Annotated in this window: 13 protein-coding genes; 4 read left to right on the top strand and 9 right to left on the bottom strand. The window is 60.4% G+C overall.

What is annotated here, in order from left to right:
- Positions 1–10: 10 nt before the first annotated feature.
- The 3 genes from JK232_RS14810 to fsa form a co-directional block, all read right to left on the bottom strand.
- The gene (locus JK232_RS14810) at positions 11–1,735 is read right to left on the bottom strand and encodes a hypothetical protein (RefSeq protein WP_072933032.1); all 1,725 of its coding nucleotides are present in this window, start codon (positions 1,733–1,735) and stop codon (positions 11–13) included.
- 300 nt (positions 1,736–2,035) lie between these two features.
- Positions 2,036–3,025 carry a 2-keto-3-deoxygluconate transporter gene (kdgT, locus tag JK232_RS14805; RefSeq protein ID WP_072933030.1) on the bottom strand — a complete coding sequence of 330 codons (990 nt, stop codon included), beginning with the start codon at positions 3,023–3,025 and terminating at the stop codon, positions 2,036–2,038.
- Positions 3,026–3,324: 299 nt separating this feature from the next.
- Entirely contained in the window at positions 3,325–3,990 is a 666-nt protein-coding gene (gene fsa, locus JK232_RS14800; protein ID WP_072933028.1) for a fructose-6-phosphate aldolase, read from the bottom strand.
- 131 nt (positions 3,991–4,121) lie between these two features.
- On the opposite strand from fsa, the gene JK232_RS14795 reads away from it, so the two are divergent.
- The 3 genes from JK232_RS14795 to JK232_RS14785 all read left to right on the top strand — a co-directional run bounded on the left by JK232_RS14795 (position 4,122) and on the right by JK232_RS14785 (position 8,271).
- The gene (locus tag JK232_RS14795) at positions 4,122–5,021 is read left to right on the top strand and encodes a glycyl-radical enzyme activating protein (RefSeq protein ID WP_072933025.1); all 900 of its coding nucleotides are present in this window, start codon (positions 4,122–4,124) and stop codon (positions 5,019–5,021) included.
- A 4-nt stretch (positions 5,022–5,025) separates the two neighbouring features.
- A complete protein-coding gene (locus JK232_RS14790) occupies positions 5,026–7,458 on the top strand; it encodes a formate C-acetyltransferase/glycerol dehydratase family glycyl radical enzyme (protein WP_072933023.1) in 2,433 nt (810 codons plus the stop codon).
- Between the two features lie 66 nt (positions 7,459–7,524).
- A complete protein-coding gene (locus JK232_RS14785; RefSeq protein WP_072933096.1) occupies positions 7,525–8,271 on the top strand; it encodes a DeoR/GlpR family DNA-binding transcription regulator in 747 nt (248 codons plus the stop codon).
- A 108-nt stretch (positions 8,272–8,379) separates the two neighbouring features.
- On the opposite strand, the gene araD is transcribed toward JK232_RS14785, so the two are convergent.
- Positions 8,380–9,075, bottom strand: a complete 696-nt coding sequence (gene araD, locus JK232_RS14780) for an L-ribulose-5-phosphate 4-epimerase (RefSeq protein WP_072933021.1) — start codon at positions 9,073–9,075, stop codon at positions 8,380–8,382.
- Between the two features lie 451 nt (positions 9,076–9,526).
- Here araD and osmB point away from each other — a divergent pair, with 451 nt between their 5' ends.
- Positions 9,527–9,745, top strand: coding sequence for an osmotically-inducible lipoprotein OsmB (gene osmB / locus JK232_RS14775; RefSeq protein WP_072933019.1), 219 nt, complete (start codon positions 9,527–9,529; stop codon positions 9,743–9,745).
- A 327-nt stretch (positions 9,746–10,072) separates the two neighbouring features.
- Here osmB and yciH read toward each other — a convergent pair whose 3' ends face one another.
- The 5 genes from yciH to pgpB form a co-directional block, all read right to left on the bottom strand.
- Entirely contained in the window at positions 10,073–10,399 is a 327-nt protein-coding gene (gene yciH / locus JK232_RS14770) for a stress response translation initiation inhibitor YciH (protein WP_072933016.1), read from the bottom strand.
- Positions 10,400–10,409: 10 nt separating this feature from the next.
- Complete coding sequence (pyrF, locus tag JK232_RS14765) at positions 10,410–11,138, bottom strand: orotidine-5'-phosphate decarboxylase (RefSeq protein WP_212589339.1); 729 nt, start codon at positions 11,136–11,138, stop codon at positions 10,410–10,412.
- Between the two features lie 117 nt (positions 11,139–11,255).
- Positions 11,256–12,425, bottom strand: coding sequence for a lipopolysaccharide assembly protein LapB (gene lapB, locus JK232_RS14760; RefSeq protein WP_072930703.1), 1,170 nt, complete (start codon positions 12,423–12,425; stop codon positions 11,256–11,258).
- 6 nt (positions 12,426–12,431) lie between these two features.
- Complete coding sequence (locus JK232_RS14755; protein WP_072930705.1) at positions 12,432–12,740, bottom strand: LapA family protein; 309 nt, start codon at positions 12,738–12,740, stop codon at positions 12,432–12,434.
- Positions 12,741–12,948: 208 nt separating this feature from the next.
- Positions 12,949–13,710 carry a phosphatidylglycerophosphatase B gene (gene pgpB / locus JK232_RS14750; protein ID WP_072931021.1) on the bottom strand — a complete coding sequence of 254 codons (762 nt, stop codon included), beginning with the start codon at positions 13,708–13,710 and terminating at the stop codon, positions 12,949–12,951.
- Positions 13,711–13,991 lie beyond the last annotated feature (281 nt).

Raw genomic sequence — 13,991 nt, 5'->3', positions numbered from 1 at the left:
GCGGCAAGGCCTACGCCACTTTGGCGATGGAAGACCAGCTCAGCGCCCCATCGGTATTCACAAACATGATCCCGGAGCCGGTGGTGTCCGCCCCCAGCCGTTCGGTGATTGTCCCGATCGGGTAGTTGGTGCCGGACGGCGTTGCCCATTTTGTCACCGTGGTGGCCCGGCAGCCGCGGGTCACGAAGCCCCGTTCGCCGGTGTAGTTGAAGCTGTCCATCAGCACGTTGTTAAACACAATGGAGGCACCGTTCACCAGATCCACCTTGGCCGCGCGTCCGCCGTTGATGATGGCGCTCTGGCGGTAAGCCCCGCTGATGGTGCCGGTAAAGTTACAGTCCGTGAAGGTCACCGGCGCATACCCCGCCACCGGCACTTTGGTTCCGGTGATATTGCCGCTGATGTAACTGCCCATGAAGGTGATATCCCCCCGGATATTGTTCGGGAAACTCACGTTGGTGATATTCCCTTTGATGACCTTCACCTTCCCGGCGTTGTAGAAGAACGACAGGTTCGCCACCGTGGGGTTGATGATGTCCATGTCCGATTCCACCTGGAGCACGTTGGAGACGGCCGGTTCCACCACGGTGATGTCATAGGTCGGCGCCTTGATGTACCAGGAGCTGAACAGACAGGTCGAGAACACCGATTTGGTGCCGTAGGCGGTACTGACCACAGAGGAGCCGCAGTTCCAGTTGCGGAACTCAGAGCGGTCAGCCGCCAGGTAGATCGACGGCACCAGCGACACCCCAACCGTCTGCTGGGTGGTGTTATCGAGTTTGTCGGCGTCAATGATCACCTGCTGGATAATCGAGTTGCCGGTGACGATGCTGTGGTTGAGGTATTTCAGGCCGGAGGCCAGCCCGGTGGTGCCGTCATCCTCAGTCAGGATAATCAGCCGTTCCGCGTGGATGTTGTTGATCACATTCCGCACTTTATTGGCGATTTTGATGCCGCGGTGGTACGCCTGCTCACACTGCACAGAGACAATGTGGGTGGCGTTCTGGGTATCCGAATCTGACCCCATCACCAGCGCGTAATCGTTCAGGTTACCGCAGCGCTCTACGCTCAGCCGCTGGAACGTGGAGTCCCAGATGGTGTCCTGGTGGATACCGATACCGTTAAACCCTTGCGCGCGGACATGCTCACCGACAAACCATTGGCCTTTCATATAGATGCCGTTCAGCACCGTATCGCGACTGTCGCACTCCACCACTAATGACCCGTCAATGATCTGGCGGCTGGTGCGCCCCGCGTTGGCTGCTTTGGTCGGATCCCCCAGTGTCAGCACATAATCGCCGACGAAGCCGCTCGGCCTGACCTTAAACCGGCCCGCCTGGTCTGCGATGATACGCGTGACGCTGGTCAGGTCGATGGTGGCACTGACGCGCCACGGGCCGAAGCGGAAATCCACCACTTTACCGGCAGACGCCGCCACATAGGCTTTCATCTGCGTGGTGCAGTCGATGCTGCCGCCGGGGCGGCAACCGAAATGCACCGGCAACAACTGGTTTTCCATCCGTTTCCAGCGTTTGCCGCCAGGGGTGACGATCACGGAGCCGCCATTGTCCACGCTGGTGGTGTCTTTGGCGTCATAGGCAAAAAGGCCGCCGCCGTTGGGGATGCTGTCGGTGTAGGTGACATTGCTGTAGTAACTGGCGACGTTAATGGTTTCGCCATCGGTGGTCGGTTCAATTTTACGTAAAGCGACGATATCAAGGCACTGTGTAGCCATGGTTACTTCCTCCTGTTCACTATGAACACCTGCGTAATCACAAAACCCCGTGGCAGGTACGAATCGCTAACTTAAGGGGCGATAATGAGTTTTCGCCTCCCAGCAAGCCAAAGACTAGCGAAACCGTGGGCAGTGAGGAGTCAACAAACATCAATAAACAACACTGTTAATGTTTAAGCAAAACAGGGCGTGGAGAAACAGCAGGATAGCGCCGGAGGAAAACGCCCTGCGCCGGGGGGGCGGGCCATAAAAAACCCCGCCTGGTGAGGGCGGGGTGTTCAGATAACGGATATAAATGGCTTATTTAATGCGCGCCGCCTGCTGGTCGAGGCTGGTTTTGTGGGCACTCTTCACCCTTTTTGACCAGATTGCTGTGATGATCGGCACCAGGACGGAGGTCACAATCACCGATGTCGCCACCAGCGCCGTGGCAGCCGGGGCCACGCTGCGGAATTCCGGTACCATTTCAGCGATCAGCACCGGGGTGGCCACAGCGGCACCCGCCGAACTGGAGGCTGCCACACCGGCGGTGCCGTCACCGCCGCCCAGGAATTTATCGGCCAGGATCAACGGGATACCGGTGATGATAATCACCATAACACCCAGCAGGATCCCCAGCAGGCCGGTCTGGGCAATCACGCTCAGGTTAATGGTGTTGCCCAGGGCAAAGGCGAAGAACGGGATCAGCGTCTGCACCGCTTTGCCGAAGAAATCACGCAGTTCCGGGTCGAGGTTGCCGAGCGCAAAGCCCACCAGGAACGGCAGCACCGCCCCGACAAACACATGCGGCTCAAAGGACGCGATGCCCGCCGTGCCGAGGATGACCATGGTCATCAACGGGCCGGACTCCAGCGACATCAGCACAAAGGCCCCCGCCTCCTCTTTCGTGCCGTACTGCTGCATGATGGAGGCGTACAGCCCGCCGTTGGTCATGTCCATCGCGGCCACCAGCGCCAGCGTTGACAGCCCGGCAAAGAAGCCGATTTCAACGCCGTTTTCCGGCAATATCCGGGAGGCGATCGCCGCCACAATCCAGGCAACCGCGATTTTGGTGACCACCAGCGTGCCGGACTTGCGCAGCACGGTGCCGGTGGCACTGAGCTTGATCGACGCCCCCATACAGAAGAACCAGACCGCCAGGATCGGCACCGTACCGGCGATCAGGCCATTGGTAAAGGAGCCAAAATATTTTCCGGCATCCGGCGCAAAGGTATGGCACAGCGCACCGAGAAACAGCGGCACCAGCATCATACCGCCCGGGATTTTTTCTATCGCACGTTTAATTTGCATGGGACTTTTTCGCCTCAGAGAACTAAGAAAACGGATGCGCGGCCACTGTGTCCAGCGAGCCTTATTCATTCATGCGCCAATGGTTGAGTAAGTTAACCGTTTACATGGTGAATAAAAATGATCTCACCCACAATTTTGAAACGCCGTTTCTATTTTTGTGACGCAGGCAGTTCACCTCTGGTCAGGCAGGCTAAAAAATCTCATTGCGATCTCATTTTTCTCAAAAATGGCGGGAAAAGCAGCAACGGGGGAGGCAAAAAAAGCCTGCCGGGCGGCAGGCTTACCGCGCAAGGGCGGCGTCAGCTCAGCACACGGGTGCCGAATGCGCCCTGCCAGTCATTGCCGAAGGCCTGGATCGCGGCGTCTACCGCCGGGGCGGTAAACAATTGCTCTGCCACATCCACCGGCAGGGTAATCGAACGGCAACCGGCCAGCAGGCAATCGACCGCCTGGCGCGGGGTACGGAAGCTGGCCGCCAGCACGCTGGCGTGCGGTGCGTGCTGGTCCAGCAACGATTGCAACTGGCGCACCATCGCGATGCCGTCACTGCCCTGCGCATCCAGCCGGTTGACATAGGGCGCCACATACTCCGCCCCGGCCAGCGCGCCCAGCAGCCCCTGCCCGGCGGCGTAAACCGCCGTGCCGAGCGTCGGGATGCCGAGGCTTTTCAGCGTCTTCAGCGCTGCCAGCCCCTCGCCGTTGACCGGCACTTTCACCACCAGCCCCGGCACCCGCTGCGTCAGCATCTGCGCTTCGGCCACCATGTGGTCTGCATCCTCTGCCAGCACCTGGGCAAAGAGTTTGCCGGTGCCGCCCAGTGCATCCCGCAGCGCAGGCAGCACGTCCCACAGCGGTTTCCCCGCGCGGGCCACAATGCTTGGGTTGGTGGTGACGCCATGCAGCGGCAGAATGCGCGCCAGGCGTTTGACGGCATTCACGTCTGCCGTATCCAGATATAGCTCCATCTCACTCTCCTGATTAATTGGGTAACGTCACACTGCCCGCATGGTAACGGATAAAGCCGCCCTCTTCTTGACCCGCGTCAATATAACTTTCGTTCGAAACCATTTTAATCTCCGAACGAAATGGAGGCGCTATGCTGTTTAATCTTCAACGATACTCGACCCACGATGGCCCCGGCATCCGCACCGTGGTGTTTCTAAAAGGCTGCTCGCTGAGCTGCCGCTGGTGCCAGAACCCGGAAAGCCGCGCCCGCACGCCCGACCTGCTGTTTGACCCGCGCCTGTGCATTGCCGGTTGCCGCGAATGCAGCCAGCGCTGCCCGGAGGCCGTGACGCATCAGCAGGAGCACCTGACCCTGCACCGTGAACGCCTGACAGAGGCAGATTTGCCGGTGCTGGCGGCCGGTTGCCCGAGCGGCGCGCTGTCGCTGTGCGGCGAGGCGCTGGACAGGGACGCCGTCATGGCGACCCTGTTGCGTGACCGGCCTTTCTACCAGCGCAGCGGCGGCGGCATCACGCTCTCCGGCGGCGAACCCTTTATGCAGCCGGACGCCTGCGCTGACCTGTTGCAGCGCTGCCGGGCCGAAGGGCTGCACACCGCCGTGGAGAGCTGCCTGCATGTGCCGTGGCATTACATTGCGCCCTCCCTGCCGCACCTGTCACTGCTGCTCGCTGACCTGAAACACGTTGATGACGCGCGCTTTCGCGACTGGACCGGCGGCTCCGCGCGGCGGGTGATGGCCAATTTCCGCCGCCTGGCAGAGGCCGGGGTGCCGGTGATTGTGCGGGTGCCGGTCATTCCCGGTTTCAACGCGGATAATGACTCGTTGCGCGCCATCATCGATTTTGCCGCAGACGAGACGCCCTGCAAAGAGATCCATTTTCTGCCTTACCACACGCTCGGCATCAATAAGTATGCCTTGCTGAACCAGCCCTACACCGCACCGGCCACGCCGCTGGATGACCCGGCGCTGCTGGCCTTTGCCCGGCATTATGCCCGGCAGCGCGGCCTGGACGCCCTGTTAAGAGGATAGCACCATGACCCAACTCAACCTTGATACCCTGAGTGACCGTATCCGCGCCCACAAGGCGGCGCTGGTCGCGATTGTCAAACCGCCGATCTGCACCGAGCGGGCGCAGCACTACACCGAGATGTACCAGCAGCACCAGGATAAACCACTGCCGGTGCGCCGCGCGCTGGCCCTGGCGCACCACCTGGCACAACGCACCATCTGGATTAAGCATGACGAGCTGATTGTCGGCAACCAGGCGAGCCAGGTGCGCGCCGCGCCAATTTTCCCGGAATACACCGTCAACTGGATTGAGAAAGAGATCGACGATCTGGCCGACCGCCCCGGTGCCGGGTTCGCCGTTTCCGAGCAGGACAAAACCGTGCTGCATCAGGTCTGCCCGTGGTGGCGCGGCCAGACGGTACAGGATCGCTGCTACGGCATGTTCACGGACGAACAGAAAGCGCTGCTGGAGGCAGGCATTATCAAGGCCGAAGGCAATATGACCTCCGGCGACGCCCACCTGGCGGTGAACTACCCGCTGTTGCTGGAGCTCGGGCTGGACGGCCTGCGCGAAAAAGTCAGTGAACGCCGCGAGCGGCTGGCGCTCACCGACTGGGAAGACCTGCATAAAGAGCAGTTCCTGAAAGCAATTGATATTACCCTGGCCGCGCTCAGTGACCACATCCTGCGCTTTGCCGATCTGGCGCGGCGTATGGCGGCGGAAGAGACGCGCCCTGCCCGCCGCGACGAATTGCAGGCGATCGCGGCCAACGGTGAACTGATCGCCCACCAGCCGCCGCAAACCTTCTGGCAGGCGCTGCAACTCTGCTATTTCGTGCAACTGGTGTTGCAGATTGAGTCCAACGGCCACTCCGTCTCCTTCGGCCGCCTCGACCAGTACCTCTACCCGTGGTACCGGCGGGATGTCGAGCTGACCGGCGCGCTGCCGCGTGAACAGGCGATTGAGCTGCTGAACAGCTGCTGGCTGAAACTGCTGGAAGTGAACAAGATCCGCTCCGGCAGCCACTCCAAAGCCTCGGCCGGCAGCCCGCTCTACCAGAATGTCACCATCGGCGGCCAGCGCTGGGCAGACGGCCGGGCGGTGGATGCGGTTAACCCGCTCTCCTATGTGGTGCTGGAATCCTGCGGCCGGTTGCGCTCCACCCAACCGAACCTCAGCGTGCGTTACCACAGCGGGATCAGCGATGATTTTATGGATGCCTGTGTGCAGGTGATCCGCTGTGGCTTCGGGATGCCGGCGTTCAACAACGATGAGATCGTGATCCCGGAGTTTATCAAGCTGGGCGTTTCGCGCGAGGATGCCTACGACTATGCCGCCATCGGCTGCATTGAAACCGCCGTAGGCGGCAAATGGGGCTACCGCTGCACCGGCATGAGCTTCATTAACTTCGCCCGCGTGATGCTGGCGGCGCTGGAACAGGGGCGCGACAGCCAGAGCGGCCGGGTGTTCCTGCCGCAAGAACAGGGGCTGTCACAGGGCAATTTCACCCGGTTTGACGAGGTGATGGCCGCCTGGGACCGCCAGATCCGCTACTACACCCGCAAGTCGATTGAGATTGAGTGCGTGGTGGATACCGTGCTGGAGGAGAATGCCCATGACATCCTTTGCTCCGCGCTGGTGGATGACTGCATTGAGCGCGGCAAAAGCATCAAACAGGGCGGCGCAAAATATGACTGGGTTTCCGGCTTGCAGGTCGGCATCGCGAACCTCGGCAACAGCCTGGCGGCGGTGCGTACGCTGGTGTTTGAACAGGGTATTATCGGCCAGCAACAGCTGGCGGCGGCGCTGGCCAGCGATTTCAGCGGGCTGGACGGCGAGAAACTGCGCCAGCGGCTGGTCAACGGCGCGCCGAAATACGGCAATGACCGCGATGAGGTGGATGACCTGCTGGTGCGCGCCTACCAGACCTACATCGATGAGCTGAAGCAGTACCACAACACCCGCTTCGGCCGCGGCCCGGTGGGCGGCACCTACTACGCCGGGACGTCCTCCATCTCTGCCAATGTGCCGTTCGGCGCGGCCACCCCGGCGACGCCGGACGGCCGCAAGGCCGGCACGCCGCTGGCAGAAGGCGCCAGCCCCGCCTCCGGCACCGATACCCTCGGCCCAACGGCGGTGTTCAACTCGCTCGGGAAATTGCCGACCGCGGCGATCCTGGGCGGCGTGCTGCTGAACCAGAAACTGAACCCGGCCACGCTTGAGAACCCGCGCGACCGCGAGAAACTGCTGGCGCTGCTGCGCACGTTCTTTGATGTCCACCACGGCTGGCATGTGCAGTACAACATTGTGTCGCGTGACACACTGCTGGCCGCCAAGGCGCAGCCGGATCAGTACCGTGACCTGGTGGTGCGTGTTGCCGGTTACTCGGCGTTCTTTACGGCTTTATCGCCGGACGCGCAGGATGATATTATTGCGCGCACTGAACACACGCTCTGAGAAACCTCTTTTTTCAGAAGATACTTTGTGGCAGCCACCCGGCTGCCCTTTTTTGTCTGGGCCACTATGAACGCACGACAACAACACATTATGCAGGTGGTAAACCAACAGCGCCGGGTCAGCGTGGGCGAGCTTGCCCAGCAGTGCGGCGTCTCTGAGGTGACTATCCGGCAGGATCTTAACCGGCTTGAGCAGCGCAGCTACCTGAAGCGCGTTCACGGTTACGCCGTCGCGATTGAAAGTGACGATCTGGACGCGCGGATGATGTCTAATTTCGCCCAGAAGCAGAAACTGGCGCAGTTTGCCGCCTCACTGGTCAATGACGGCGACACCATCTTTATCGAAAGCGGCAGCAGCAATGCCCTGCTGGCGCGCTACCTGGCGGAGCGCAAGCACATTACGCTTATCACCGTCAGCAGCTATATCGCCCATTTACTGCGCGCTACCCCGTGCGATGTGATTTTGCTGGGCGGCATGTACCAGAAAGAGAGCGAAACCGTGGTCGGCCCGCTGACCCGGCTCTGCATCCAGCAGCTGCATTTCAGCAAAGCCTTTGTCGGCATCGACGGTTTTACGCCGGAGAGCGGCTTTACCGGGCGGGACATGATGCGCGCCGATGTGGTCAACGCGCTGCTGGCGAAGGGGGCCGAGAATATCGTGCTGACCGACTCCTCGAAATTCGGCCAGATCACCCCCAACGTGCTGGGCGCAGCCAGCGCCTTCAGCCGGGTGATAACCGACGACAAACTGCCGCCGCAGTATGCGGATTACCTGATCGGGCAAGGGATTACGGTGGATCGGGTCAGCGAATAACGTTGGCCTGGAAGAACAGCGGCCCGCGTTGCCGCAGGCTGCTGAGGAAGAGGATCAAGGCCGGCGGCGCCGGCGGTTATTAACCCAGGCTGTTATTGGCCCAGGCCCTTATTGACCATAGTAGGCATTTTTGCCGTGCTTGCGCAGGTAGTGCTTGTCCAGCAACTGCGGCTGCATCGCCGGAAGTTCCGGGGTAAGCTGGCGCGAGAAAATGCCCATATACGCCACCTCTTCCAGCACCACGGCGTTGTGCACCGCGTTGTCGGCGTCACTGCCCCAGGCAAACGGGCCGTGGGAGTGCACCAGCACCGCCGGTACGGCCTGCGGATCGATCTGACGTTCGCGGAAGGTTTTCACGATCACCTCGCCGGTTTCCCACTCATAACGCCCGCCAATCTCCGCCCCGGTCATCATCCGGGTACAGGGGATGGGCCCGTAGAAGTAGTCTGCGTGGGTAGTGCCCCAGGCCGGGATGTCCTGCCCCGCCTGCGCCCAGATGGTGGCATGGCGTGAGTGGGTATGCACAATGCCGCCCGCCTGTTCAAAATTAAGGTAGAGCACCCGGTGGGTGTCGGTGTCTGACGAGGGCTTTTTGCTGCCTTCCACCACGCGGCCGCTCTCCAGCTCCACTACCACCATGTCTTCGGCCGTCATATGCGCATACTCCACCCCCGAGGGCTTGATCACCAGCAGCCCCTGCCCGCGGTCAACGGCGCTGACATTTCCCCAGGTAAAGGTCACCAGATTGTGGCGCGGCAGGGCCAGGTTTGCTTCCAGCACCTGTTGTTTCAATTCGTTAAGCATCTTCATGTCCTTGGTTACTGCGCAGATGCCCTATTCTGGAAGCCCGGCCCGATGCCCGGTATGGGTGAAATCGCTGAAGAGTGCGTAGAAACCTGCTGTGTCGCCATCTGTGTCTTTTTGTGCGGCACCCATTCCGGGCGAAATAAATTAAGAATATTTACCTAGTCGCTGCGCCGGCAATAAATAGAATACGCCCTGTCCGGTTCTGTTTTTTTGCGTTGTTTTTATGGCCGTTCTGTCGGACGGCGAAATAGAACACCAGGAAACCCGGTTCATTCCACGGGAATGCCAATGAACATTCTGATGTTCCCGATAATCTGCTGTGTGGAATTCCACCCAGAGACACGAAGCTGGGCATTATTGCCTATAATGAATACAGCAGTACCGGCTTGGGTTGATTAATTTCACTTAAGTCAAAATATGGCGTATTCCCCTGCAAGGAGAAGTAAACATGATGAAAGTTAATAAACGTCTGACCACCGTGGTGCTGGTCACGACCCTGGCCCTTTCCCTGTCGGCCTGTTCCAACATGTCCCACCGCGGCCGTAACACCGCCATCGGCGCAGGTGCCGGTGCACTGGGCGGCGCAGTCCTGACAGACGGCAGCACCCTGGGTACGCTGGGCGGTGCAGCCATCGGCGGGATTATCGGCCATCAGGTTGATCGTTAATTGAAATAGCGTTGAAAAAAGAAAAGTAAAGAAATGTCTGTCCGGGTCAGGTTATTTAACCGGCCGCGTTTACCTGCTAAAGGCGTTATAAAACGCAACAACAGGCAGGACAGATAATCAGGCAGGATGCCGGTAACAGATTTCAGGTCTGATAATAAAAAAGGTGCGTTAACGCACCCGCGTCAGGAATAACCGGGCTATCCGCCGGGATATCCCCCTCAGCGTTACCTGATCGCATTTTGATAAGTATGACGTTTATTCACGCCCAGCAACCTCAACGTTGTCACCTGCGGGCGCACTGTGCGCCCGCAGTTTTCATCACCGGTATCAGCCGCCCGCCAGTTTGACTTTCATGCCTTTGGCTTCCAGCAATTGCTGCAACAGCTCACGCTTGTCGCCCTGGATTTCAATCACGCCCTCTTTTACCGCACCGCCGCAGCCGCATTTTTTCTTCAGCTCTGCCGCCAGTTTCTCCAGCGCCGCGTCATCCAGATCCACCCCGGTGATCACGCAGACCCCTTTGCCTTTACGGCCGCTGGTCTGGCGCTGGATACGTACGATGCCGTCACCTTTCGGCCGCGCCGGTTTGCTCTGTGGGGCGACAATCCGGCCGCTGTCGGTGGAGTACACCAGCGGGTTATCATCACGTGCCATCCTCTTCTCCTCAGGCCAGTTCAGCTAAAATAGCGCGCAGCGCAGCAGCCGGATCGGCAGATTGGGTAATCGGACGCCCGATCACCATATAGTCCACGCCCGCGGCCTGTGCCTGTTGCGGGGTCATGATGCGGCGCTGGTCGCCTGCGTCACTGCCCGCCGGGCGGATGCCGGGGGTCACCAGCCGGAAATCAGGGCCGCACTGCTGCTTGAGGCGCACCGCTTCGTGGGCGGAACAGACCACGCCATCCAGCCCGCAGTCACGGGTCAGGCGCGCCAGCCGCTCTGCATGGTCTGCCGGGGAGAGATCAATGCCGACGTCGGCCAGATCGCCCTGCTCCATGCTGGTCAGCACAGTGACGGCAATCAGCAGCGGCGCATCGGCACCCAGCGGCAGCAGCGCCTCGCGGGCGGCCGTCATCATCCGGCGGCCACCGCCGGCGTGCACGTTCACCATCCAGACGCCCAGCTCAGCGGCCGCGGCCACCGCTTTGGCCACGGTGTTGGGGATGTCATGGAATTTCAGATCGAGAAACAGCTCAAAACCCCGGCTGTGCAGGTCACGCACCAGTTGCGGCCCAAACAGGGTGAACATCTCCTTGCCGATTTTCAGGCGGCAGTCACGCGGGTCAATCTGGTCAGCAAAGGCCAGCGCGGCCGCCTGATCAGCATAGTCCAGCGCGACAACAACCGGTGAGGAGATCGGGCCACGGGAGGTGGGGGTAAGAACAGACGCCATTTCTTCATCCTTATACGCGGGGGGTTGGGCAGGGATCGCCATTTTTACCGCCCGCATTCTACATGGCAGCGGCGGGAAAGCCCAGCGTAGGCCGGGCCGCACGGCAGAGCGCCGTGCTTACTGGCCGTCGAGGCCGCGGATCGGTTTGACGGAGGCCCAGGCCCGGCAGGACGGGCAGTGCCAGTACAGGGAATGGGCGGTAAAGCCGCATTTATGGCAGCGGTAGCGCGGTTTGGTGCGGATCTGCTCGCCGACCATGTCACGCAGCAGTTGCAGGCTCTCTTTGGCGCGCCCCTCTTCGGCGTCGGCCAGGTGGTAATCCATCAGCCGGTAGAAGACGCGCATGGTCGGGTGGCGCTGCAACTGGCGGTTGATATAGACCTGCGCCACGTCACGACCTTCGTCCTGCTCCAGGATCTCCGCCAGATAAAGCTCCGCCACCGCGCCGGTGTTGCTCTCCACACAGCGCTTGAGGAAGGCTGTCCACTCCGCCGGTTGTTGCAGGTGAGAAAAACATTCATGCAGCATCGGCAGGGTTTCGCTGACCATCTCTTTGTCCTGCTCCAGCACCTGCTCCAGTGCGGCGGCGGCTTTCGCCCACGCCTCCTGCGCCATAAAAATGCGGCCCTGCATGATGGAAACGCGCGCGCAGTTGCGGTCGGCGGCGGAGGCTTTTTTCAGCAGCCCCATCGCCTTTTCCTGATCGTCACTGCCCATCGCCAGCAGGGCCAGTTCACAGTAGAAGTGCGCCACCTCGGCCCGTTTGTCCTCTTTGCCCAACCGGGTGAGTTTTTCCGCGACATCAATCGCTTTTTGCCAGTCGCTGGTGGCCTGGTGAATCACCAGCAGCTGTTGCAGTGCCGAGTGCTGGAAATCCTCTTCTTTAATCAGCTGGGTGAACATCTCCTCCGCCCGGTCATAGAACCCGGCGGCCATGTAGTCGCGCCCCAGTTGCTGTACCGCCAGTAACCGCTGTTCAAAAGAGAGCGACGCGCTCTCCATCAACGCCTGGTGGATGCGGATGGCGCGATCGACCTCGCCGCGTGAACGGAACAGGTTACCCAGCGTCAGGTGGGCTTCCACGGTGCTGCTGTCCTCTTTCAACATATCGAGGAACAGGTCGACCGCTTTATCCTGCTGGTTGGAAAGCAGGAAGTTCACCCCGGCCACATACTCGCGTGACAGGCGGTTCGCCTCCTGTTGCTTGTTCTGTTGAGCACTTCTGTGCCCCATGTACCAGCCGTAGGCGGCTGCCACAGGCAACAACAGAAACAGCAGCTCTAACATAGGGGGTTATTCCTTGCTGAGAGAGGTCTGCGCGGCAGGCTGGCTCTCACCGGCCGGTGCAATCTGCTGCTCCAGGCGTTTGATCTTACGCTGTGCGCGGGAGAGTGACAGGCGTACGCGCAGATAGAACAGGCCGCAGATGACCCAGCCAAGGATAAAGCCGGTGCCGAACAGCGTGGCCAGCAAGGTAGAGACGCGGTAATCGCCCTGGGCAAGGAGATAATTAAAGGTGACCACCTGATCGTTATGGGCGCCTAACGTGATGGAAATCACGATGATCACCAGCAAGACCAAAAAAATGAGCAAATATTTCACATTTATTCCTGTGATGCCGGGTTAACCGGATGAATTAAGCCAACATTGTGGCGTCCTGACCTATTAAGTTAGCACTTCCCATTGCAGCTGGGAAACCCTGCGCCATGATAAAGCCGCTTACCGCCGCTATTTGCACACTGTGTGCCCAATGGCCGGAATAAACCGGCAGGGGCGCGGCGGGAAAACGCCCGCCCTCGCCCCGCCAGGATCAGGTTTTTTCGCGCTCGGCGATCTCTTTATGCTCGTCACGCTCCACGTTCAGCGGGCCGATGAAGCGTTGCACCACACAGCAAGCCAGCGTCACCAACGCCCAGCTCATCACCGTCGCCATCGCCAGATCGCGCGGCCAGTGCATCCCGAGCACCAGCCGGCTGCCCATCACCGCCACGGCCCAGACCACCAGCAGCACAATGGTTTTATAGCGGCGGCGCGGCCAGAGCAGGCCGATGCCGAGCAGCGCCCAACTGGCGGCAAACATGGTATGGCCGGAGGGGAAGGCAAAACCGGTTTCAAACTGCCAGTGCGCTTTCAGCCAGTGCGGCACCTGGGTATTGTCCCGCAACTGTTCCTCCACCAGCGCGCTGCGATCCGCCCGCTTGAGCTGGTAGAACGCCTGGTTATCCACCTGGTACTGCTGTTCCATCCAGACCACAAACGGCCGCGGCTCCTGGACATGCTCCTTGACCAGGCTTTTGAGTTGCTGCCCCAGCAGGATGGCCGCTGACAGCAGCAGCGCCAGCCCGATCGCCCCACGCAGCTGGAAACGCAGGCACCACAGGAACCAGGCGATCAACAGCGCAGAGGTGATAATCCCCCACGGGCGGGTCACGGTCTGGGTTATCCAGTACAGCCCCCGCAGGAAAGGCCCGGCATCACCCGGCTGCCACTGCCAGCCCGACGCCCAGACGGCCAGCGGCATCAGCAGCAGGATCAGCGCACCCAGCGTGGTGCGTTTTACAATGGCGAACAGCGTGCCGTTTGCCAACAGGGAAGTGCGATTTTCAGGCATGGTACCGTCCTTGTAAAAATGAGCGTTAATTTAACCACGTCGTCATAAGCTTGACACAATAAATCCATTTCACCGCGGCCAAAGTACGCTAGTATTTCGAATGGCCGAAAACAGGCCGCTCCCCGGCAGGTCATCAGCCCTTTTGTTGGCTATCCAGCATGATCGGCGGGTTTTTGCCTGCCCGGCGTCTGCTTTTTGCTGTGGCGGCGGCGGCCGGTTGTACGGCTCCCCGGCGGTTTAGT

It is taken from the genome of Nissabacter archeti (assembly GCF_018257325.1).
GTDB lineage: Bacteria > Pseudomonadota > Gammaproteobacteria > Enterobacterales > Enterobacteriaceae > Chimaeribacter > Chimaeribacter arupi.
This window is presented reverse-complemented; position numbering and strand designations above follow the sequence as displayed.